This window comes from Pseudomonas sp. BF-B-15, assembly GCF_019946675.1.
GTDB lineage: Bacteria > Pseudomonadota > Gammaproteobacteria > Pseudomonadales > Pseudomonadaceae > Aquipseudomonas > Aquipseudomonas migulae.
On record NZ_JAGYFZ010000009.1, the window covers coordinates 36,662 to 57,755 of the forward strand.

The window sequence follows — 21,094 nt, forward strand, 5'->3', positions numbered from 1 at the left end:
AATAAGTACGCAAGGTGGCGAGCGCGACCTTGCTGATGGAGTACCTGATCATGTTCGCTTCAGCGACTGCTTCGAGCACCCCTTTGAAGGGTGCCCAGCCCACTGCAACACCTGTCGATGAGCCGTACCTGCTGGAGATCGTCAACGTCAGCAAGGGTTTTCCCGGTGTAGTGGCGTTGTCCGATGTGCAGCTGCGGGTGCGCCCCGGTTCCGTGCTGGCGCTCATGGGCGAAAATGGCGCCGGCAAGTCTACCCTGATGAAAATCATCGCCGGCATCTACCAGCCAGACGCCGGCGAACTGCGCCTGCGGGGCAAGCCGGTGGTGTTTGAAACGCCGCTGGCGGCGCTTCAGGCCGGGATCGCAATGATCCACCAGGAACTCAACCTGATGCCGCACATGAGCATCGCCGAAAACATCTGGATCGGTCGTGAGCAGCTCAACGGCTTCCACATGATCGACCACCGGGAAATGCACCGCTGCACGGCGAAATTGCTGGAGCGCCTGCGGATCAACCTCGACCCCGAAGAGCTGGTCGGCAACCTGAGCATCGCCGAGCGGCAGATGGTCGAGATCGCCAAAGCCGTGTCCTATGACTCCGATATCCTGATCATGGACGAACCGACTTCGGCCATCACCGACAAGGAGGTCGCTCACCTGTTTTCGATCATTGCCGACCTGAAAAGCCAGGGCAAAGGCATCATCTATATCACCCACAAAATGAACGAAGTGTTCGCTATCGCCGATGAAGTGGCGGTGTTCCGCGATGGCGCCTACATAGGCCTGCAGCGGGCCGACAGCATGGACAGCGACAGCCTGATTTCGATGATGGTCGGTCGTGAGTTGAGCCAGTTGTTTCCGGTGCGCGACGAGCCGATTGGCGATCTGTTGCTGTCGGTGCGCGACCTCAAGCTGGATGGCATCTTCAAAGGCGTCTCTTTCGACCTGCATGCCGGGGAGATCCTTGGCATTGCCGGGTTGATGGGCTCCGGACGGACCAACGTGGCCGAAGCTATTTTCGGCATTACCCCAAGCGATAGTGGCGAGATTCGCCTCGATGGCGAAGTGGTGCGCATCAGCGATCCACACATGGCGATCGAGAAGGGTTTCGCACTGTTGACCGAGGATCGCAAGCTCAGCGGCCTGTTCCCATGCCTTTCGGTACTGGAGAACATGGAAATGGCGGTGCTGCCGCACTACGCCGGCCACGGCTTCATTCAGCAGAAAGCCTTGCGGGTGTTGTGCGAAGACATGTGCAAGAAGCTGCGGGTGAAAACCCCTTCACTGGAGCAGTGCATCGACACCTTGTCCGGCGGCAATCAGCAGAAGGCCTTGTTGGCGCGCTGGCTGATGACCAACCCACGAATCCTGATTCTCGACGAGCCGACCCGCGGTATCGATGTCGGCGCCAAGGCCGAGATTTACCGACTCATCTCCTACCTCGCTGGCGAAGGCATGGCGGTGATCATGATTTCCTCGGAACTGCCGGAAGTGCTCGGCATGAGCGACCGGGTGATGGTCATGCACGAGGGCGAACTGATGGGCACCCTCGACCGCAGCGAAGCGACTCAGGAACGAGTGATGCAACTGGCCTCGGGCATGTCCTCGGTTCATTAATGATGCGGGTGGTGGCTACGGCCGCCGTCGATGACGCAATAGAAAGGTGAGTGGCTATGAACGCGATACTGGAAAACAAACCGGCAGCGGCACCGGCCAAGAGTCGCCGGCGCTTTCCGACCGAGCTGAGCATCTTCCTGGTGCTGATCGGGATCGGCCTGGTGTTCGAAATGTTCGGCTGGATCGTGCGCGACCAGAGCTTCCTGATGAACTCCCAGCGGTTGGTGTTGATGATCCTGCAAGTGTCGATCATCGGCCTGCTGGCGATTGGCGTGACCCAGGTGATCATCACCACCGGCATCGACCTGTCGTCGGGCTCGGTGCTGGCCTTGTCGGCGATGATCGCTGCCAGCCTGGCGCAGACCTCGGATTTCACTCGGGCGGTATTCCCGTCGCTGACCGACTTGCCGGTGTGGATTCCAGTGATTGTCGGGCTCGGCGTCGGGCTGCTGGCGGGGGCAATCAACGGCAGCATCATTGCCATCACCGGGATCCCGCCGTTCATTGCTACCCTGGGCATGATGGTCTCGGCCCGTGGCCTGGCGCGTTACTACACCGAAGGCCAGCCAGTGAGCATGCTGTCGGATTCCTACACGGCGATCGGTCACGGTGCGATGCCGGTGATCATTTTCCTGGTGGTGGCGGTGATCTTCCACATCGCGCTGCGCTACACCAAGTACGGCAAATACACCTACGCCATTGGCGGCAACATGCAGGCGGCGCGTACGTCGGGTATTAACGTCAAACGCCATCTGGTCATCGTCTACAGCATCGCCGGGTTGCTGGCGGGACTGGCGGGCGTGGTGGCTTCGGCCCGTGCCGCCACCGGGCAGGCCGGGATGGGCATGTCCTATGAGCTGGATGCGATTGCCGCAGCGGTCATCGGCGGCACCAGCCTGGCGGGCGGGGTGGGGCGCATCACCGGCACGGTCATCGGCGCACTGATCCTTGGGGTGATGGCCAGCGGGTTCACTTTCGTCGGGGTCGATGCCTACATCCAGGACATCATCAAGGGCTTGATCATCGTGGTCGCAGTGGTTATCGACCAATACCGCAACAAGCGCAAACTCAAGCGCTGACATTGACTGCAAGCAGCGGGGGCCAGCTCTGGCTCTCGCTGCCATGTCCGTTGCCGCCTTGTCTCGCAAGCCGCGCATGTGGAGGTCGGTCAGGTAGTGATTCAAGTAGAGATAGTCTGTCGCAAAATTTTACACAGGGGCCCTCTGTCTGCGGCGATGAGGTTCCAGTTTTCTTATTAAGTAATTGTAATTTAAGGTGTTTATGTCTTTGGCGTGAAAAGTGCTGGTGATTGATGTCAGGGGGCCAGTACTGCTTGCTGAGCTGACCCGATCCACGTTGCCGTCGGGTTCCGCCGTCAATGCGCGCATCGTCGGACCTCAACCAGTATCTCCGCAAAAGGACTGCTTCAATGCCTCTTGACCGACTTTCCATCCAATGGAAGATCACCTTGCTGACCGGCTTCTGTCTGGTGGCTATCGTTGCCATGCTCATCGGCATCTCGCTCTACCGCATGGGGGCCGGGACCACGCTGGTCAAGGCGAGCAGTGCGCAGATGCTCGAAGCGTCGGCCCGCGAACGCATGCAAGGGGAGGGCAAGGTTCAGGCGTTGACCATCCAGCGTTACTTCATGTCGGCCTACCAGGATGGCCTGAACTTATCCCGCGAAGTAATGCGCCAGCGTCGCCAGGCGCAGAAACTGAATCTGGACGGCCAGGCCCTGCGTGATTCGCTCAACCAGCAGATCAAAGAGGCGTTGCAGGCCAACCCGCAACTGCTCAGCCTCTACCTGGTGTTCGAACCTGATGCGCTGGGCGGCGACGATTCCGCCTTTGCCGGCCGTGCCGAAACAGGCAGTAACGAACAAGGCCGCTTCGCCACTTACTGGGCGCAGCGCGGTGCAAGCCTGAACACCCTGGCGGTGACCGAAGACATGATCAGCGACGCCACGCCCATGCTCGACGGCAGCCCTTTCAATACCTGGTTCAACTGCCCCAAGCAAAGCCTTAAGCCCTGCTTGTTGAATCCCTACTTTGATGACGCTTCGGGGCAGAAGACGCTGATCACCACCTTGACCTTTCCGGTCATCGAGAACGGTCGCATGATCGCGGTGGTCGGCATGGACATCAGCCTGAGCAATCTTCAGCAGTTGGCGACGGCGGGCAGTCAGGGCCTTTATCAGGGGCAGGGCGCCATCAGTATCCTCAGCCCGGCCGGCTTGCTGGCCGGTCACAGTGTGGACGCCGGCCTGCTCGGCCAGAGCCTGTCCAAGGCCTACCCGGGCGAAGCGGCCGAGCTGCTGGACTTGCAACGTCAGGGGCAGGGGCATGAGCAGCAGACGAAGGACCACTTGCAGGTGCTGGCACCGCTGCAACCCATTCCAGATGCCAAGCCCTGGGCCGTGTTGCTGGACGTGCCCATGACGACCCTGCTGGCGCCGGCCATGGCCTTGCAGAACGATCTGGACGTGCGCAACACCCAGGGAACCTGGCTGGAGCTGCTGCTCGGGATAGCCGCCGCCATCGCCGGTCTGCTCCTGGTGTGGCTGACCGCGCGTGGCGTGACCCGACCGATCCTTGGGGTCGCCAGCATGCTCAAGGACATCGCCAGCGGTGAAGGCGACCTGACCCGTCGCCTCGACTACTCGCGCAAGGACGAGCTGGGCGAACTGGCCGGCTGGTTCAACCGCTTCCTCGACAAGCTGCAACCGGTGATTGCCGACGTGAAACGCTCGGTGCAGGACGCCCGCAGCACCGCTGACCAGTCCGCGGCGATCGCCAGCCAGACCAGCTCCGGCATGCAGCAGCAATATCGCGAAGTGGACCAGGTGGCCACGGCCTCCAACGAGATGAGCGCCACCGCCCAGGATGTCGCCCGCAGCGCGGCGCAGGCCGCTGAAGCGGCGCGTGGTGCCGATCTCGCCACCCGCGAAGGCCTCGGCATCATTGGCCACACCACCAGCGCCATAGATGCCCTGGCTCGCGACATGAGCAGTGCCATGGCGCAGGTCGAAGGCCTGGCGGCCAACAGTGAACAGATTGGGTTGGTGCTGGAGGTGATCCGCAGCATCGCCGAACAGACCAACTTGCTCGCCCTCAATGCCGCCATCGAAGCTGCGCGTGCCGGTGAGGCCGGGCGCGGCTTTGCGGTGGTTGCCGACGAGGTGCGCAACCTGGCCAAGCGGACCCAGGACTCGGTGGAGGAAATCCGTCAGGTCATCGAAGGTTTGCAGAAGGGGACCCGCGAGGTCGCCAGTTCAATGAACAGCAGCTACCAGCAAGCACAGGGCAGCGTCGTACACGTCGAACAGGCGGTCGCCGCCTTGCGTCGAATCGGCGAATCGGTATCGGTCATCTCCGACATGAACCTGCAGATTGCCAGCGCCGCCGAGGAGCAGAGCGCCGTGGCCGAAGAGATCAATACCAACGTGGCGACCATCCGCGATGTCACCGAATCCCTGTCGGGGCAGGCCGAGGAATCGGCCCAGGTGAGCCAGGCGCTGAACCGCCTGGCCAACCATCAGCAGGGGCTGATGCAGCAATTTCGGGTCTAGTCTGGTTCAGGGTGTGGGTGAAGGCCATTTATGCGATTCACCCTCGCATTCCTTGCACCAGGCTAACGCAACAGATGCGCGGTCAAACCGACGAGCGCGCAGGCCATCAGCACCTGAATGACGCCCCGCTTGAAGCGGAACAAGGCAACCGCCGCCGCAATCGCGATCAGCGCGGAGGGCCAGTCCAGGTTACCGCTGAAGCCTGTTGGCCAAAGCACGTGATAGCCGAAGAAGCACGCCAGATTGAGGATCACTCCAACCACGGCGGCTGTTATGGCGGTAAGCGGTGCCGTGAACTTGAGTTCGTTGTGGGTCGACTCCACCAGCGGGCCACCCGCAAGGATGAACAGGAACGAGGGCAGGAAGGTGAACCAGGTCACCAGCGAGGCCGCCACGGCCCCGGCCAAAAACACCTGATCGGCTCCGAACACCTGCGAGACATAGGCGCCAACAAAGCCGACGAAGGCCACGACCATGATCAGCGGCCCCGGCGTGGTTTCCCCCAGCGCCAGCCCGTCGATCATCTGTGTCGGGGTCAGCCAGCCATAGTGTCCGACCGCGCCCTGGTAGACATACGGAAGCACGGCATATGCACCGCCAAAGGTCAGCAACGCGGCTTTGGTAAAGAACCAGCTCATTTGAGTCAAGGTGCCTTCCCAGCCGAAGAGGAGGGTCAAGATGCCCATCGGCAATGCCCAGAGCGTGGCGCCGATAAGTGCGAGCGACGCCAGTTTCAGCCAGTTAAAACGGGCATGCTCAGGGGTGGGGGTGTCGTCATCGATCAAGGCTGGCCCGAAGGATTTTTTGGCGGAACCATGGCCCCCGGTCCTGAACTTCTCGGGCGCCAGACGCCCTCCGACATAGCCGATCAAAGCGGCGCTCAGCACGATCAGCGGGAATGGAACGTTGAATGCGAAGATCGCGGTAAATGACGCCGCCGCTATCGCCCACAGCCAATTGTTCTTCAGTGCCCGAGAGCCGATCCTGTGTGCCGCTTGCACCACGATGGCCGTCACGGCGGGCTTTATCCCATAGAAGAGCCCGGCCACCACGGGCATTTCGCCGAACGCGATGTACATCCACGACAACGCAATCAGGATGAACAGCGAGGGCAACACAAACAGTGCACCCGCAATGACTCCTCCCCATGTCCGATGCATCAGCCAGCCAATGTAGGTCGCCAACTGCTGTGCCTCAGGGCCGGGCAGCAACATGCAGTAGTTGAGGGCATGCAAAAATCTCCGTTCCGAAATCCAGCGCCGCCGTTCTACCAACTCCTGGTGCATGATCGAGATCTGTCCTGCCGGCCCGCCGAAACTGATGAAGCCGAGCTTTAGCCAGAACCAGAACGCCTCACGCAAACTGACCGGCTGGGGCCTCGACAGATTCTCGTCAACGTCCAATGTGGAAACCTTACTCATCGGGTTGTTCCTCTTTCACAAATTCGTCGAGCAGGCCGTCGAAGATGGCGCTTGCCGCAGCGAGCAAGTAGTCGTCATGGGAAATGGTTTCACGCAGCCCTGCCAGCACCCGTTCGAGAGCTGATGCAGGCAGGGCGAAATCGTCCTCAAGCGGCGCTATCCAGCACCGAGCCTTGTTGTACGAACCGGTCGATCAACCACCTTGCCGCAGGGCCCGGTGGCAGATCCGTACGGTAGATGACGTCGAAGGTATATTGGCCGCTTTTGTATTCCGGTATGTTCAATTGCACGAGCCGGCCGCTCTCCAGATCTTCCTGGACCATCGGCAACGGCATATTCCCCCAACCGATGCCTTCACGCAGCAGCATGTGCTTGGCACCCAGGTCCGCCAGGCGCCAGGTGCGGTTACTGAGCACGGCGAAATCCTTGCCTTTGGTCAGAAGCGAGCGATCGGACAGCACCAGTTGCGTGAACTCTCGCCCGGCACCGGGCACATTCGAGTCGCTTGAAGCCAGTGGATGATTCGGGGCTGCCACCGGAATCAACTCCACGCTGCCGACGCCAATTCTTTCGATACCGTCGATGCCTTCGTTCATCGGCCCACTGACGCCGACGATTGCACCACGGTTGATCACCAGTTCCGTGACGGCACCGAGCGCTTCCATATGCAAGTGCAGGGCAACCGTAGGAAATTCTTCGCGAAAGGATTTGAGTGCGTCGACCACGCGCTCCGGGGGAAGCATCACATCGAGCACCACGTGGACTTCGGCTTCAAGCCCCTGAAGCAGCCCTTTCACTTTGGCGCGTAAACCATGAATGCCATTGGCGATGGTCCGGGCTTCGGCCAGAACGGTGCGGCCAGCGTCGGTGAGCTGCGGCTTGCGTGTGGTCTGACGGTCGAACAGCGACACGCCGAGCTGCATTTCCAGGTTGGCAATCGAGTAGCTGATGACCGAAGTGGCTCGATGCAGCTTTCTGGCAGCCGCTGCAAAACTGCCAACTTCAACGACCGTCAGGAACACGCGCAGTTGGTCCAGTGTCGGTGTTCCGGGATCAGAAATCATGCGTGTTTCCTCGAACGTAATGGTCAATATTATCCCGGTATTGCTAACCGTTTCATCAGCATGGATCGCCTGCCCGGCTTGCGCTTTCAACCCGACCCTCAGGGAACCTGAAACGCCGGACAGATAAGCGCAAAGCCCCGACAGGGTGAGCAAGGCTCCTAAAGAGTGGCGGGTCGCAATCGGCGACAGTTGAGTCGTCGATTGCGACACCCCCATACGTTCAGGCGTATGCGCAGCGGCTGGAATTATTCAGCTGCGTTCTTAACAGGAGAAACAAGATGACTGATTTCATTCCTACCCCCAACGAGATCGCCGGCAAAGTCGTGATTGTGACGGGCGCCGCCAGCGGTATCGGCCGTGCCATCGCCGAGCTGTTTCATGCCCGTGGCGCCAGGATCATAGCCGAAGACATCAACCCCGAAGTGAATGCACTTGAGCGACCGGGGCTGGTGCCTTTGGTGGCGGATATCACGGTCGATGGCTCGGCTGAACAGGCTGTTGCACTGGCCGTTCAACACTTCGGCACGCTCGATGTGCTGGTCAATAATGCGGGACGGATCATCTACAAACCTCTGGTCGAGATGACCCGCGAGGACTGGAGCTGGCAGATGGAGACAAACGTGACGGGCGCATTTCTCCATTCCCGCGAAGCGGCGAAAGAAATGATGAAGAAAAAGTCAGGCGCTATCGTCAACATTGCCTCCTATGCCTCTTACTTTGCCTTCCCCGGTATTGCGGCCTACACCGCGTCGAAAGGGGCACTGGCGCAGCTGACCCGGACCCAGGCGCTGGAGGCGATAGAACACGGTATCCGGGTCAACGCGATTGGCGTGGGTGACGTGGTCACCAATCTGCTCAATCACTTCATGGAAGACGGCCCGGGTTTTCTGCAAGAGCACGGGAAATCCGCCCCCATTGGCCGTGCCGCCTCGCCCGGGGAGATCGCCGAAATCGTGGCATTCCTGGCCTCCGAGCGCGCCAGTTTCATTGTCGGCTCGGTGGTCATGGCCGATGGCGGCATGAGCATTCCCGTGGGCGGTTGATGGGTCGGTTGTACCTGCGGCACGGTGCACGCCGTGCCGCGTTTTTCATTTGCGGTAGTGACTGGGCAGGACGCCGACTTCCCGTTTGAACGCTTGAGAGAAATGGCTGGCGCTGCTGTACCCGACTTCCAGTCCGGCATCGATGATGCTCATGTCGGTTTCAATCAGCAGTTGCCTGGCTTTGGTCATTCTCAACCTGATGAAGTAGCGCGAGGGTGAAAGCCCCGTGGCGCGTTTGAACAGGCGGCTGAAGTGGTACTCGCTCATGCCGGCTTCGTCGGCCAGGTCACCCAGACAAAACGCCTCACTCAATGACCTCTCCATCGCGTTCAGCACACGCTTGAGCTTGAAGGCCGGCAGGGCGTTGCGCTGCACGATGTTGTCCGCTTGCGTATCAAGGTACCGGCGCGCCAGATGCACGGCGATGCACTGGGCGATGCCGTGCATCAGCAGGGGGCTGGATTCTCCCTGGGTAGTCAGTTCAACTCTGAATTGTTCGAACAGCACTGACAGCGCTTCATCTCGACCGCCGGATATTTCCCGCAGGCAAATCGCACCGGTGACCTCTTTGTGGGTTTCCTGGATTGCACGTTCAAGCAATGGCAGACCGAGGTAAATGTGCATCACCACGAAAGGCTCCGCACTGTTCACGTGCCAGCGCATTTCGTAGGGCACAGCACTGGTGGTCAGGAAAAAATCACCCTTTGTCACCTCACTCGCCAGCCACTCTTTGCCGGGCTCCCGTTCTTCAATGGTGGCGCTCCCGCAAAGCACCCAGACAATCAGCGGTTCAGCCACGGCGGGAACGACAAAGCTCTGTTCGATCCTTTCCCGGGTAAAGATCTGCACCAGCACATCGTTGGAAAAAACATCCTCGGAGGCGGCCAGGCGTTGACCGCGAATGTGCGATTCCAGGCCTGTTGCAGAGGTTCGCTCAACGATTTGCACGATTGAACTCCCTGTTGATGGGGTGAATTACTTGCCTATTTATTCGAATCTAATGATCTAAATTAGTCGGCTATTCAGATGAGAGGACAAGACGCAAAATTTCTTCACAGCAGCGATTCATGGCGAGTCGCACAAACTTTGAAGGAAATACCTCATGACTACTTCTGCAAACATCGCTCATTCCACCGGCTCTGAACAGAGCCGCCGCGACGTGACCCAAGCCTCGGCTTCGTTGATCGGCCGCGTACTGCTCAGCGCAATCTTCATTCTCTCCGGTTTTTCGAAACTGGCCGCTCCCGCGATGATGGTCGGCTACATCAGCTCCGTGGGTCTTCCGCTTCCGGAACTGGCGCTGGCGTTGGCGATCATTGTCGAAGTCGGTGGTGGCCTGGCACTGATCGCCGGTTACCGCACTCGCACCGTTGCCGCTGTACTGGCCGTGTTCAGCGTATTTACCGCACTGGCTTTCCATAACGCACTGGGCGATCAAAACCAGTTCATCCACTTCTTCAAGAACATCGCGATGGCTGGTGGCCTGTTGCAGGTCGTGGCCTTCGGTGCCGGTCGCTTCAGCCTCGACGCTCGCCGTCGTTGAACCGGTAAGTCGCAGCCCGTTATCCCGACAGGATCAGGCAAGTTGTCAGAAGGATCTGACTAACTGGCTGCCCACCGTTATCCCTAATCTGGACTGGCAGCGAGACACCGCTCTCGCGTCACCAGCCACTCAAGTGAGGGATTAGGGTCATGTCGAATATCTCGAAAAAAGTCGTTCTGATTACGGGCGCGAGCAGCGGAATAGGTGAGGCGACAGCGCGCCTGTTGGCCAGTAGCGGTGCACATGTCGTGCTCGGGGCACGTCGTACGGAGCGCCTCGAAATGCTCTGCGCGCAGATCAATTCCAGCGGGGGAAGTGCCCACTTCCAGGCATTGGATGTCACCCGTCTGACCGACGTACAAGCGTTCGTGGATTTTGCGTTGAACCTGCATGGCCGGGTCGATGTATTCGTCAATAACGCCGGGGTCATGCCGCTGTCGAAACTCGAGGCGCTGAAGGTCTCTGAATGGGATCAGATGATCGACGTCAATATTCGCGGCGTCTTGCACGGTATCGCTGCAGGTTTGCCGTTGATGCAAAAACAGAAATCAGGCCAGTTCATCAACATTGCATCGATTGGCGCCTACACCGTCAGCCCAACGGCGTCGGTCTACTGCGCGACGAAGTTTGCAGTGCGCGCCCTATCTGAGGGATTGCGTCAGGAGGTCGGCGGGGACATTCGTGTCACGGTGATTTCACCCGGCGTAACCGAGTCCGAGCTGGCCGAGAGCATTTCCGATGAAGGCGGGCGTGCCGAGATGCGCGAGTTCCGCAAGATCGCCATCCCGGCAATGGCCGTCGCTCGCGCTATCGCTTACGCCATCGAACAGCCTGCCGATGTGGACGTCAGTGAGCTGATTGTCCGCCCGACCGCCAGCGCGTTCTGAACCGAGGACTTGAACATGACGGTAAAAAAATCCGCTGATCAGGACAAGTATGTCGGTATGTGGGTCACGGCAGACGGGCTCATCCGCCATGAGCTCTTGCCGGGTGGCCGATACGATGAAGCCCGGGGCCGGAAGGCGAGTGCCTACCAGGGGCGGTATTGGCTGGAAGGTGACCACATCGAGTACGTCGATGACACCGGGTTCACGGCTGATGGCGACTTCCGCGACGGGATTCTGTACCACGCGGGCATGATTCTTTATTGCGAGGTGTAGAGGCCTGGCACTGCCGTGACGGGTTGCCCGCAATGGGTGCCGTTACTGATGCACAGGCGAAGAGTCGGCCGCATTCATCTTCTGGATGACCAACTCGATGAACGCTGATACCGCCAGCGGTAACTGTCGGCGGCTCGGATACAGCACGTTCAGGCCGTAACCGTTGGGTTGGTATTGAGGCAACACCGGGACCAGTGCGCCGGCCTCCACCTCAAGCTTGGCCATCACCGGCGGCAGCAGCGCGATGCCGAGGCCCGCCACGGCGGCCTTGCGCAACGCCTGGGCGGTATTGCCGCTGAAGCGTCCGCTCACTTGCACTTCTTCCTCACCGTTCGGGCCGACCAAGCGCCAAGTGGCATGGCCGCCTGGATGCGCCGAGATCACACAATCGTGGTTTACCAGGTCATGCAGCGTGCGGGGTGAACCCCGCGCCGCGAGGTAGGCGGGGCTGGCGACCATCCCGACGCTGCGCGGGTCAAGGATCTGACGACCGACATAGCCTGAATCGCGCAAGGGGCCGCCGCGAAAGGCGACGTCGATCTGCTCGGCGATCAAGTCGGCCTTCGCGTCGCTGAGCACGAAGTCGAGTCGCACGCGCGGATGCGCGGTCAGAAACTCCGTCACCCATTGCATCTGAAAAAAGTCGAAAAAGTCGGCCGGGGCCGCCACGCGCACCCGACCACTGGGCTCGTGACTGCCCGTCATCAACGCCTGTCCCGCTTCGAGCAGGCCCTCGACGGCGCCCACGCAACGCTCATGAAAGCCAAGGCCGGCACTGGTGAGCGTGAGCTTGCGAGTGGAGCGCTGCATCAGCCGAGTGCCGAGCTGCGTTTCGAGCTGCTGGATGCGCCGACTCACGGTATTGGGGGGCATGCCCAGCTGTCGCGCGGCTTCTGCAAAGCTGCCGCAACGTACTACCTGCACAAACATGGCGATGTCATTGAGGTCGAGCATGGCGAGTCATTCCTGATGCTGGTGGACGAGTGCAATCCAATTGTACCGGCTTATCAAGTAATCGCTCCGGGCCTATTGTCTGGAGCATCGGGCCGAAAGGCTTCCAACTTCGAGTCATCAAGATGTCTTTCAAGCAACAAGCTCAGTTCGCTACACAAGAAACCGTTACCCAGCGGGCCATCCGTTACCGCACCACCGGCAATGGGCATGGCTCGATTGTCCGGTTGATGAGCCCCTCAGACCTCGGCCAACTGCTCAAGCCTTTTGTGTTCCTTGACCTGTTTGAAGGCGAGAGCTCGTTCATCAACGGCATGCAGATGCATCCGCATTCCGGCATCGCCACGGTCACCGTCATTACCGAAGGGAATTTGCGTTTTGAGGAGGCGGATTCGGGTTCGGGGATGATTGACTATGGTGGTGTCGAATGGATGCGCGCGGGTGGCGGGGTCTGGCATGGCAAGGAAATGTCGGTCGGTACATCGAAGCGCATTCAGGGTTTTCAACTGTGGGTTGCACTCCCGCCAGCGCTGGAAAATGCCAGTGTCGATAGCCAATACCTGGAGTCAGGCGTGATGCCAGAAGTGGGGCCGGCGCGTGTGATTCTAGGTGCATACCAGGGTGTCCAAAGCCCGGTTCGCGCTCCCGCCGGCATGAACTACCTGCTGGTCACGCTACCTGCCGGAGAATCCTGGAGTTATGTGCCGCCCACGGGTCATGAGTCGTTGTGGTTGAGTGTCAGTCGTGGATCGCTTTGCGCTCCGGAGGTGGTCATGGCGGGAGAAATGGTCGTTTTCGAACCCGGTAGCGGCACCGTTACGCTCAAGGCCATGCACAAGGAAACGGTCTTCGTGATCGGCTCCGCGCAGCCACATCCTTATGATCTCGCGCTGGGAAGTTACTCGGTGCATACCAACCCGCAAGCCTTGCGGGCGGGGGAGGCAAAAATTGCCGAGATCGGTGCACGGCTGCGTGAATACCTGAGAAAGCCGAGCGGGTCAGCCAGCGTGCCCGTTTTCAAGTAACCCGGCTTTCAGGTGATTAAACCGGTGTTGCCTGACCGCTCGTGCGGGGCGAGCGGGGGCAATGAACAACCTGTATCAGCTGAAGCGAATATCCAGCGAGCGAAGATGCGTCTGCAGCCCCGCGTCCTGAATCGGGATCAGGAACGCTTCCTGATCCGACTCGTTGAAGTGGGCGTGCCAGTAACCAGGTGGCGTTACAAAAGCCAACCCCGGGGCCCAATCCACACGAACCGGGTTACGTATCTGGCCATCGGCATCCAGTTCGGTGCCCACCAGTGAGTAGCAACCTGCCGGGCAGTCGATGATGAAATCCAGCGCAATGGACTGATGCCGGTGAGGCTTCTGGATCGAGCCGGCAGGCAAGATTCCATACATTGCCCAGAGCACATGGGTCACGGTTCGGGTTTGAGGAAAATTGCGATTAGCCAACAAAATGCTGATACGGCTGCGGTCTTGCGCGCGCGGGTCATCGGCCGCTTCACGCAGCTTCGCGTTGGCTGTATGCGCCGGATACAACGTAGGCATGAACCGATCGATGCTGCGGGTCACGCCGAGATAACGCAGCAGTGGTTCGTCATGCACGTAGTAGAGACGGGCATCCTCGGTCGCGCTAAAACGGGCGTCCAGAAGACCCGGCAGCGCAATGAAGCAGCCTTTGGACCATTCAAGGGTGTGCTCGCCCTGGGTGACTTCGCCTGCGCCGGCAATCACATAAAAAACCTGCGAGGTGGCGTTGGGCTGGAGCGTAAGGTTATCGCCCGCATTGAGGCGGATGAAGTTTGCACAAAGCCCGGGCCCGGTTGCCGGCCCTTCACAGCCCAGTGCTTCGCTCAGGTCCAGCGGCACGATCCGCGAGGGGCCAGTGGCACAGAGTGACGCTGGAAAGTTGTGGTAGGGAACGCGGGTAATGAGCTTGGCGCTGATCGGATTCGCCGCTTTGCTGTACTCGAAATACTCGGCTTCCCGCTCGTTTGTCGGCACGGCGTCTACTGCATCGATCCTGAATGTGCTGTTCACGGTTATCACCTCGATCTTTGATCCTTTGACGCAGCTTCTGTTGGATTGCTGTCAGAAGCTGCGAGGGGGGGTACAACGGGAAGTGGTGATTATCGGTTGACCATTTTCGCCGGTACGAACACCAGGATGATCATGGCCGAGACGAACACGCAGCCCGCGACAATGACCAACCCTGTGGTCATCGATTGCGTCAGGTCCTTCAGGTAACCGTGCATTGCAGGGCCGGCGAAGCTGGCCAGATTGCCCGTGGAGTTAATCAGCGCAATTCCGGCCGCCGCACCTGCACCGCCCAGAAACGAGGTCGGCAGCGCCCAGAACATGGGCAGTGAGGTGATGATCCCGGCAGTCGCGATGATCAGACCGGTAATGGCCAGCCAGGGTGTCAACGGGAAGAGCGCGCAAATCAGAAAACCAGGCACGGCCACCAACAGCGGAATGATTGCATGCCAACGGCGCTCCCGATGGCGATCAGAGCTTTTACCGGCCAGGTACATGCCCAGCAGTGCCGCCAGATAGGGCACCGCCGAAATGATCCCGATCGTTCGCGGGTCGGTAATGCCGGAGTTGCTGATGATGCTTGGCTGCCAGAAGCCAATGGTGCTGGTGCCCATCACCAGCAGGAACAGAATGGCGCACATCAGCCAGACCCGACCGCCGAGCAATCCTTGACGCACCGAGCTGTGGGTTTTGGAGCGGTTGTCCTGGCTGATTTCTTCGGCAACCAAGGCGCGTTGTTCTTTGCTCAGCCAATGAGCGTCGTCGACTTTGTCGGTGAGAAAGAACATCACGACAAAACCCAGTATCAGTGCCGGTGCGGCTTCGATAATGAACAGCCATTGCCAGCCGGCCAGCCCATGGACCGCGTTCATGGTGTGCATGATGTAGCCCGACACCAGGCCGCTGAGGATGCCGGACACCGGATTGCCCGCCATCAGCAGCGCGACCATCTTGCCCCGGCGATGGGCCGGAAACCAAAGGGTGAGATAGAGCACGATGCCGGGGAAAAAGCCTGCTTCGGCGATGCCCAGGAAAAACCGGGCGATGTAGAACTGCATCGGCGTCTGAACCAGTGCAGTCGCTGCCGAGATGAGCGACCAGGTGATCATGATCCGGGCGATCCAGCGTCGCGCGCCGACGCGGTGCAGGATCATGTTGCTGGGCACTTCAGCGAAGAAGTAGCCAATGAAGAAAACACCGGCGCCCAGGCCGTAGACCGCATTGCTGAAGGACAAATCGTTGAGCATGGTCAGCTTGGCAAAGCCGACGTTGATCCTGTCCAGGTAACTGACGACATAGCAAAGGAACAACAGCGGCATGAACCGCCACATGATTTTCTTGAACGTTGATTCGGCGAGGGCAGGGTCCTGTACGCCGATGTGCTGTTCTGCGGTATTGAGGATAGTCATCGCTGACTCCTTGTTATTTTTATGGAGTGCTCGTGATATCAATGCCCTGTGATCGCCAGCGAGCAGTCGAAGCGGCTGTACTCTGGCGATTGTGGCAGCTCTGAAGGTTGTCTGGATAAATCAGGTGCCGCTAAAGCGTGCCGGTCGTCGTTCCATGAAATGCGCCACGCCTTCCTTGAAGTCATCGCTCTGGATGCTCAGGAACATCTCCCGGTTGGCCTGGGCGATGGACTCGGTGAGTGTCTGGAAAGGCGACTCGCCCAACTGCTGTTTGATGACGCGTACAGAGCGGGGCGAGACATTGAGGGCCAGTTCTTCGGCGTATTTCAGGGTCTGATCCAGCAGGGCATCCGCTGCAAACAGGCGTTCGACCAGGCCCATGCTCAGTGCTTCCTGCGCCGATACCTTGCGTGACGAAAGCAACAAATCCGCGGCGTGCCCCGGCCCGACAATGCGCGGCAACAGCCAGGCAATGCCGTGTTCGGCAATCAACCCGCGTTTGGCGAAAGCCGTGGAAAACACCGCGGTTTCACTGGCGAAACGCATGTCGCTGTACAGCGCCAGTACCAACCCCAAGCCGGCTGCGGCGCCGTTGATTGCGCTGATGACGGGTTTGCGGACGCCGGGGAAATACGAGTAACGGCTTTGGTAGTCGGCGCGACGGTTCATGTCATAGGCGCGCATCCAGGCCATTTCACTGATGTCGTCGGGTGGCAGCACCTCAAGTTCATCGATGTCCATGCCGGCGCAGAATGCACGACCGTTACCGGTCAATACGATGACGCGAACGGTGTCGTCGCGATCCAGTTGAGCGAACGCTTCGCGCAGCTCTGCCTCCATCACCTTGGTCAGTGCATTCATTTTCTCGGGGCGCATCAGGGTCACGACGGCAACGTGCTCTTGAGCGCCGAAACGGCTGAGTTCGATCTGATTGAAATTCATGATTTTTCCCTCGTGCTGGCGACGGGCATTTGAATGGCGCGTATTTCCACAAACTCCTCGATTCCGTACGTACCGCCCTCACGACCAAGGCCGGAATCACCAAAGCCACCGAACGGCGCTGCCGGGTTATAGGGCGCGCCATTGACGTCGACCTGACCGGCGCGTAGTTGAAGGGCGAGGCTCAGGGCGTGATCGGTATCGGCCGCCCACACCGCGCCGGCCAGGCCATACGCTGTGCCGTTGGCAATCTCGACGGCCTGCTGTTCGCTTTCATAGGTGGTCACACTGAGTACAGGGCCAAACACTTCCTGCTGTGCCAGTGCCGATTGAGGCGGAACGCGGCCGAAAATAGTCGGCGCAATGTAGTAACCGGTCGCCGGCACTGGCGCTTGGCTGCCGCCGGCAATCAGGTCAAAACCCTGGGATTCGCTATCAGTGATCATGGCGTGAACACGGTCCCGATGCGCCGCAGACACCAGGGGCCCCATGCGTGTGGTCGCCTCCATGGGGTCGCCTAGCGTCAGGCGAGTCACCGCGTCAGCCAGCAAGGCACGGTAGGTGTCATACAACTCGACGGGGACGAGCAAGCGCGTCAGTGAGTTGCACGATTGGCCCGAGTTCAGAAAGCATGACGCGACCACGTGGCGTACGACGTTTTCGGCAGGGGCATCCGCTGTCGCGATGCAGGCTGATTTGCCACCCAACTCCAGTGAAACCCGCTTCAGTGCCTGGCCTGCCGAGGCGGCGATACGTCGGCCCACTGCGGTGGAACCGGTAAACGAGAGCAGCGCGATGTCTGGATGATCGACCAAAGCCTGGCCGGTCGCCGCGTCGCCCAGAACAATGTTCAGCACACCGTTGGGCAGGCCGGCGGCCAGTGCCGCTTCACCCAGTGCACGTGCTGTGCAAGGCGCCAGTTCCGACGGTTTGAGGACCACGGTGCAACCGGCGACCAATGCCGCGGCGACCTTGCCGGTGATCTGGTGCAACGGGTAGTTCCACGGGGTGATAGCACCGACGACGCCGACCGGGACATGGGTGATGGTGGAGTTGCCGACCTGGGCATCCGCCAGGCAATCGACCGCCAGATCAGCCGTCGCCCGCCACGCCAGAATCGGTGCCTGCACCTGTATGCGCTGCGACAGCTTGAGCGGCATGCCGACCTCGGCGGCGATCCCCTGCGCAAGCTGAGCAACGTGTTCTTCCAGTTGATTGGCGATGCCGCGCACGAAGTCAGCCCGTGTGCTGACAGGCAGCGTTGACCACGAGGCAAAGGCATTTTTTGCGGCCTCGACGGCGAGGTCGATTTCCGATGATGTGCCATGGGCGACCTGGCCCAGCCCGGCTTCGCTCGCCGAGTCGTAGACGCGAGTGCTGTCGGCGGATTGTGCGGGCGTCCAGCGTCCGTTGATCAGGTGATGTTGATAGGCAGTCATGGTGTATTTCCTTTGCGTGCACGGGCGTCGAGAAACGCGCTCATCAAGGTCTGTGGCTCACCGCTGGCATAGCATTCGAGTTGGGCGCGGATGCCGGCGGTACAGGCGTCGTCGAAACCGGGTTGAGTGAGCGCCCGGAAGCGTTGTTTGGACAGGCGGATGGCCGTCGCGGGTAGCTGCGCCAGCGAGTGTGCACGGACGATGGCTGCACCCAGGACGTCTGACGCAAGCTCTGTCACCAGCCCGATCTCGTGAGCGCGCTGGCCGTTGATGAGTTCGCCGGACAGGGACAGTTGCGCGTTGTGGGTCAGGCCGACATGCAAAGAGAGCAAGTAGGAGCCGACGATGCTTGCCAGGCCCGCTTTCACTTCAGGCTGACCGATGCGGGCGTCCGGCGTGGCAACCCGCCAGTCGCCACACAGCGCGAGTTGCATGCCTGCGCCAGCGGCGACGCCGTTGATGGCGACCACGCAGGGTTTGTCCAGGTCGCGTACGGCCTGGTACATGGCGCGTTGCGCGTTCAGCCAAGGCGCAATCTGCTTCCAGTCGACCGCGCTGGCTTCTTCCAGATCCTGACCCGCACAAAACGCCCGGTCGCCGGTACCCGTCAGAACGACCGCTTTAACAGCCGGGTCGTCATTGAGTTGTGTCAGCGCGGTGATCAATGCGCTGCGCAGGTTTTGATTCACTGCGTTCAGGTTGGCGGGGCGGTTGAGCGTGACCAGCGCCACCTGATTCTCGATTTCAACCAGGACGCTGCGCTGTTGATCGATATGACTGATGCTCATGGTGCCTCCCGATATTCGATAACGGCGTCGACCGCTACTACGCCTTCGGCCATGACCATGACCGGGTTGACGTCGACGCTCAGCAGGTTTGCCTGGTGTTGCAGGGCGAAATCACCCAGCGCCACCGCTGCCCGGGCCAGGGCCTTGGCGTCGAGTGGTGGTTGACCGCGTGCGCCCTTGAGTACTGGGGCAATGCGCAGTTGATCGATCGCTTCCAGCGCTTGTGCCTCAGTGAACGGGGCGAGCAGCGAAACGGTGTCCTTGCGGATCTCGACCAGGGTTCCCCCTTCACCGATCACGACCAGCGGGCCGAACAATGGATCTACTACGACGCCAAGCATGAATTCATGCAGCCCTTTGACCGAGCGCGCGACGATCAGCCGGCCGTGGGGAACACCCAGCGTGTCCAGGGCGCCCAGGCAACGATGCGCCGCGTCCTGAACCGCTTGCGGGTCGGGGAGGTTGAGATGAACCAGACCGTGCTCGCTCTTGTGGGGAACCTGCGCAGCGCAGCCTTTGATGACGATGCGCCCGCCGAAATCAGCGGCGATACGGGCCGCGCTATCCGCGTCATGGCAAACCCGATGCTCGACGACCGGCACCCCGGCGTTTGCCAGGAGGGCCAGGCTGTCTGCCTCATCAAGCAGGCCGGCGCAGGCGTTCACGGTTGTTGCCGTGGGCGCGGTGAGTGGCGAACCTTGCCATTGGCAATGCCGGGCGTACTGACGAAGCGCCGCTACCGCTTCGCTTTCGTTGCGGAAGGCCGGCACTCCGGCTTGCTGGAATTGCGCCCGGACATCCGCTTGAGGCGCGGTCATTACCACGGGTTTGCCGGTGTGTTGCATGAACCTCGCAGTGGTCTGAGCCAGCCCCGGCACATCGTAGCCGGGGCCTGCCACGGGGATCCCGATGAGAAACATGTCCGCTTCCGGGTCTTGGCCAAGCACGTCGAGAACGGCAGGAAACATCCCGCCGTTGCCGAGCAGGGCGGCGGTGAGGTCCAGCGGATTTGCGGCGCTGGCGAAGTCAGGGATCAGACCTTTCAGGCGTTCCAGGGTTGGCGGCGCCAGCTCGGTCAGCGGCAGACCGACACGTTCGGCGGCATCGGCGCACAGCACACCCACTGCACCGCTGTGACTCATCACGACCGCTCGACCAGCCCCTGGGGCAAACCCGCTCAGGTACAGCGGTGCTGCGTTGACCAGTTCGTGGATATCGTGTGCACGCCAGATTCCATGCTTGTCGAGAAACGCATCGAGGGCGCCATCCTGGCCCACCATGGCCCCGGTGTGGGACGCGGCGGCAGCAGCGCCCTTGTTACTCACGCCGCCTTTGAGCAGCACGATGTGGCAGCCGTTTTGACGAGCGATGTGTGCCGCCTCCGCGAGCAGCATCGGGTTCGAAACCGTTTCCACGTACACCAGAATCAGGCGGATCTGCGGGTCGTCCACGAGGACGCGAGTCAGCTCCGACACGCCCAGGTCAGCGTCGTTGCCAGTGGCTGCCAGGTAGCGAACGCCATAACCCTGCTCACGCAACATCGCGTACGGCATGACGCTCGCCGCACCGCTTTGGCTGACAATGGCGATAGGTCCGTCGGCGGGCGCCACTTCCATGAACATGGTGCTGAAATTCAGCACCGCGCCGTTGGCGAAATTGGCAAACCCTTGGGCGTTGGGGCCGATCAGACGCATGCCGTGATGGCGTGCGAAGTCCACCAGTTCATTCTGCAACTGGCGACCGCTTTCGCCGGTCTCGGCAAACCCGGAAGCCATGACCACTGCCGTCTTCACACCCAAACGGGCGCACGCCTTGATCGCTTCCACCGCCGCAGTGCCCGAGACGGCAATGATTGCTGCCTCGGGAACGGTATCCAGCGCACCCAGATCGGGATAGCAGCGCAGGCCTTGAACCGACTCGCGCTTGGGGTTGATCGGCAGGATTGTGCCGGCGTAACCCAACTTGAGCATGTAATGGATGGGCCGTCCGCCGACTTTGTTCGGGTCTTCGGATGCGCCGATGACGGCGACGCTGGACGGGTCGAACAGCGATAACGCTGCCGGGCTGATTTTATTGTTATGGGCCATGGGGGCTCTCGTTGGCTTCAGGTC

18 protein-coding genes and 2 pseudogenes are annotated in these 21,094 nt (G+C 60.5%); 9 read left to right on the forward strand and 11 right to left on the reverse strand.

Annotation, left to right across the window (positions count from 1 at the left end):
• The first annotated feature begins 50 nt into the window (after positions 1-50).
• The 4 genes and pseudogenes from KGA97_RS04885 (at position 51) to KGA97_RS29530 (ending at position 5,187) form a co-directional block, all read left to right on the forward strand.
• Complete coding sequence (locus tag KGA97_RS04885; RefSeq protein ID WP_008039108.1) at positions 51-1,616, forward strand: sugar ABC transporter ATP-binding protein; 1,566 nt, start codon at positions 51-53, stop codon at positions 1,614-1,616.
• A 56-nt stretch (positions 1,617-1,672) separates the two neighbouring features.
• Complete coding sequence (locus KGA97_RS04890; RefSeq protein ID WP_008039101.1) at positions 1,673-2,695, forward strand: ABC transporter permease; 1,023 nt, start codon at positions 1,673-1,675, stop codon at positions 2,693-2,695.
• Between the two features lie 611 nt (positions 2,696-3,306).
• Positions 3,307-4,329 (forward strand): annotated as a pseudogene (locus KGA97_RS29525) (HAMP domain-containing protein); the annotation flags it as partial.
• 102 nt (positions 4,330-4,431) lie between these two features.
• The gene (locus KGA97_RS29530) at positions 4,432-5,187 is read left to right on the forward strand and encodes a methyl-accepting chemotaxis protein (protein WP_411736698.1); all 756 of its coding nucleotides are present in this window, start codon (positions 4,432-4,434) and stop codon (positions 5,185-5,187) included.
• 62 nt (positions 5,188-5,249) lie between these two features.
• Here the strand turns inward: KGA97_RS29530 and chrA are convergent, their stop codons facing one another.
• The 3 genes and pseudogenes from chrA to KGA97_RS04910 form a co-directional block, all read right to left on the reverse strand.
• Complete coding sequence (gene chrA, locus KGA97_RS04900; protein ID WP_223480297.1) at positions 5,250-6,608, reverse strand: chromate efflux transporter; 1,359 nt, start codon at positions 6,606-6,608, stop codon at positions 5,250-5,252.
• A pseudogene (locus KGA97_RS04905) lies at positions 6,601-6,735 on the reverse strand (chromate resistance protein); the annotation flags it as partial. The pseudogene KGA97_RS04905 and the gene chrA, both read right to left, overlap by 8 nt.
• A 19-nt stretch (positions 6,736-6,754) precedes the next feature.
• Positions 6,755-7,672 carry a LysR family transcriptional regulator gene (locus tag KGA97_RS04910; RefSeq protein ID WP_008024727.1) on the reverse strand — a complete coding sequence of 306 codons (918 nt, stop codon included), beginning with the start codon at positions 7,670-7,672 and terminating at the stop codon, positions 6,755-6,757.
• 278 nt (positions 7,673-7,950) lie between these two features.
• Here KGA97_RS04910 and KGA97_RS04915 point away from each other — a divergent pair, with 278 nt between their 5' ends.
• Positions 7,951-8,715, forward strand: a complete 765-nt coding sequence (locus KGA97_RS04915; RefSeq protein ID WP_223480298.1) for an SDR family NAD(P)-dependent oxidoreductase — start codon at positions 7,951-7,953, stop codon at positions 8,713-8,715.
• A gap of 45 nt (positions 8,716-8,760) precedes the next feature.
• On the opposite strand, the gene KGA97_RS04920 is transcribed toward KGA97_RS04915, so the two are convergent.
• Positions 8,761-9,663: a helix-turn-helix domain-containing protein gene (locus KGA97_RS04920; RefSeq protein ID WP_223480299.1), complete on the reverse strand. Its 903-nt coding sequence runs from the start codon at positions 9,661-9,663 to the stop codon at positions 8,761-8,763.
• A gap of 154 nt (positions 9,664-9,817) precedes the next feature.
• On the opposite strand from KGA97_RS04920, the gene KGA97_RS04925 reads away from it, so the two are divergent.
• From KGA97_RS04925 to KGA97_RS04935, 3 genes are all read left to right on the forward strand, one after another.
• A complete protein-coding gene (locus KGA97_RS04925) occupies positions 9,818-10,258 on the forward strand; it encodes a DoxX family protein (protein ID WP_008024732.1) in 441 nt (146 codons plus the stop codon).
• A gap of 149 nt (positions 10,259-10,407) precedes the next feature.
• Entirely contained in the window at positions 10,408-11,145 is a 738-nt protein-coding gene (locus KGA97_RS04930; protein ID WP_223480300.1) for an SDR family oxidoreductase, read from the forward strand.
• Between the two features lie 15 nt (positions 11,146-11,160).
• A complete protein-coding gene (locus KGA97_RS04935; protein ID WP_223480301.1) occupies positions 11,161-11,418 on the forward strand; it encodes an Atu4866 domain-containing protein in 258 nt (85 codons plus the stop codon).
• Positions 11,419-11,460: 42 nt separating this feature from the next.
• Here the strand turns inward: KGA97_RS04935 and KGA97_RS04940 are convergent, their stop codons facing one another.
• Positions 11,461-12,372 carry a LysR family transcriptional regulator gene (locus tag KGA97_RS04940; protein ID WP_207284588.1) on the reverse strand — a complete coding sequence of 304 codons (912 nt, stop codon included), beginning with the start codon at positions 12,370-12,372 and terminating at the stop codon, positions 11,461-11,463.
• 122 nt (positions 12,373-12,494) lie between these two features.
• Here KGA97_RS04940 and KGA97_RS04945 point away from each other — a divergent pair, with 122 nt between their 5' ends.
• Positions 12,495-13,394, forward strand: coding sequence for a pirin family protein (locus KGA97_RS04945; RefSeq protein WP_223480302.1), 900 nt, complete (start codon positions 12,495-12,497; stop codon positions 13,392-13,394).
• A gap of 75 nt (positions 13,395-13,469) precedes the next feature.
• Here KGA97_RS04945 and KGA97_RS04950 read toward each other — a convergent pair whose 3' ends face one another.
• From KGA97_RS04950 to KGA97_RS04975, 6 genes are all read right to left on the reverse strand, one after another.
• Positions 13,470-14,411, reverse strand: a complete 942-nt coding sequence (locus KGA97_RS04950; protein WP_192228351.1) for a cupin — start codon at positions 14,409-14,411, stop codon at positions 13,470-13,472.
• A gap of 89 nt (positions 14,412-14,500) precedes the next feature.
• Positions 14,501-15,817 carry an MFS transporter gene (locus KGA97_RS04955; protein WP_223480303.1) on the reverse strand — a complete coding sequence of 439 codons (1,317 nt, stop codon included), beginning with the start codon at positions 15,815-15,817 and terminating at the stop codon, positions 14,501-14,503.
• A 120-nt stretch (positions 15,818-15,937) separates the two neighbouring features.
• The gene (locus KGA97_RS04960; protein WP_192228349.1) at positions 15,938-16,759 is read right to left on the reverse strand and encodes an enoyl-CoA hydratase; all 822 of its coding nucleotides are present in this window, start codon (positions 16,757-16,759) and stop codon (positions 15,938-15,940) included.
• Positions 16,756-18,195 (reverse strand): aldehyde dehydrogenase family protein, encoded by a 1,440-nt coding sequence (locus KGA97_RS04965; protein ID WP_223435198.1) that lies wholly within the window; start codon positions 18,193-18,195, stop codon positions 16,756-16,758. The genes KGA97_RS04960 and KGA97_RS04965 overlap by 4 nt, the downstream gene beginning before the upstream one ends.
• Complete coding sequence (locus KGA97_RS04970; protein ID WP_223480304.1) at positions 18,192-18,983, reverse strand: enoyl-CoA hydratase/isomerase family protein; 792 nt, start codon at positions 18,981-18,983, stop codon at positions 18,192-18,194. The genes KGA97_RS04965 and KGA97_RS04970 overlap by 4 nt, the downstream gene beginning before the upstream one ends.
• The gene (locus KGA97_RS04975) at positions 18,980-21,070 is read right to left on the reverse strand and encodes an acetate--CoA ligase family protein (RefSeq protein WP_223480305.1); all 2,091 of its coding nucleotides are present in this window, start codon (positions 21,068-21,070) and stop codon (positions 18,980-18,982) included. Before KGA97_RS04975 ends, KGA97_RS04970 begins: the two co-directional genes overlap by 4 nt.
• Positions 21,071-21,094: the final 24 nt, after the last annotated feature.

Excerpts from the sequence above, each read along its gene's own strand:
- KGA97_RS04885 (WP_008039108.1), top strand. The coding sequence starts at position 51 with ATGTTCGCTTCAGCGACTGCTTCGAGCACCCCTTTGAAGGGTGCCCAG.
- KGA97_RS04890 (WP_008039101.1), top strand. The coding sequence starts at position 1,673 with ATGAACGCGATACTGGAAAACAAACCGGCAGCGGCACCGGCCAAGAGT.
- KGA97_RS29530 (WP_411736698.1), top strand. The coding sequence starts at position 4,432 with ATGCAGCAGCAATATCGCGAAGTGGACCAGGTGGCCACGGCCTCCAAC.
- chrA (WP_223480297.1), bottom strand. The coding sequence starts at position 6,608 with ATGAGTAAGGTTTCCACATTGGACGTTGACGAGAATCTGTCGAGGCCC.
- KGA97_RS04910 (WP_008024727.1), bottom strand. The coding sequence starts at position 7,672 with ATGATTTCTGATCCCGGAACACCGACACTGGACCAACTGCGCGTGTTC.
- KGA97_RS04915 (WP_223480298.1), top strand. The coding sequence starts at position 7,951 with ATGACTGATTTCATTCCTACCCCCAACGAGATCGCCGGCAAAGTCGTG.
- KGA97_RS04925 (WP_008024732.1), top strand. The coding sequence starts at position 9,818 with ATGACTACTTCTGCAAACATCGCTCATTCCACCGGCTCTGAACAGAGC.
- KGA97_RS04930 (WP_223480300.1), top strand. The coding sequence starts at position 10,408 with ATGTCGAATATCTCGAAAAAAGTCGTTCTGATTACGGGCGCGAGCAGC.
- KGA97_RS04935 (WP_223480301.1), top strand. The coding sequence starts at position 11,161 with ATGACGGTAAAAAAATCCGCTGATCAGGACAAGTATGTCGGTATGTGG.
- KGA97_RS04940 (WP_207284588.1), bottom strand. The coding sequence starts at position 12,372 with ATGCTCGACCTCAATGACATCGCCATGTTTGTGCAGGTAGTACGTTGC.
- KGA97_RS04945 (WP_223480302.1), top strand. The coding sequence starts at position 12,495 with ATGTCTTTCAAGCAACAAGCTCAGTTCGCTACACAAGAAACCGTTACC.
- KGA97_RS04955 (WP_223480303.1), bottom strand. The coding sequence starts at position 15,817 with ATGACTATCCTCAATACCGCAGAACAGCACATCGGCGTACAGGACCCT.
- KGA97_RS04960 (WP_192228349.1), bottom strand. The coding sequence starts at position 16,759 with ATGAATTTCAATCAGATCGAACTCAGCCGTTTCGGCGCTCAAGAGCAC.
- KGA97_RS04965 (WP_223435198.1), bottom strand. The coding sequence starts at position 18,195 with ATGACTGCCTATCAACATCACCTGATCAACGGACGCTGGACGCCCGCA.
- KGA97_RS04970 (WP_223480304.1), bottom strand. The coding sequence starts at position 18,983 with ATGAGCATCAGTCATATCGATCAACAGCGCAGCGTCCTGGTTGAAATC.
- KGA97_RS04975 (WP_223480305.1), bottom strand. The coding sequence starts at position 21,070 with ATGGCCCATAACAATAAAATCAGCCCGGCAGCGTTATCGCTGTTCGAC.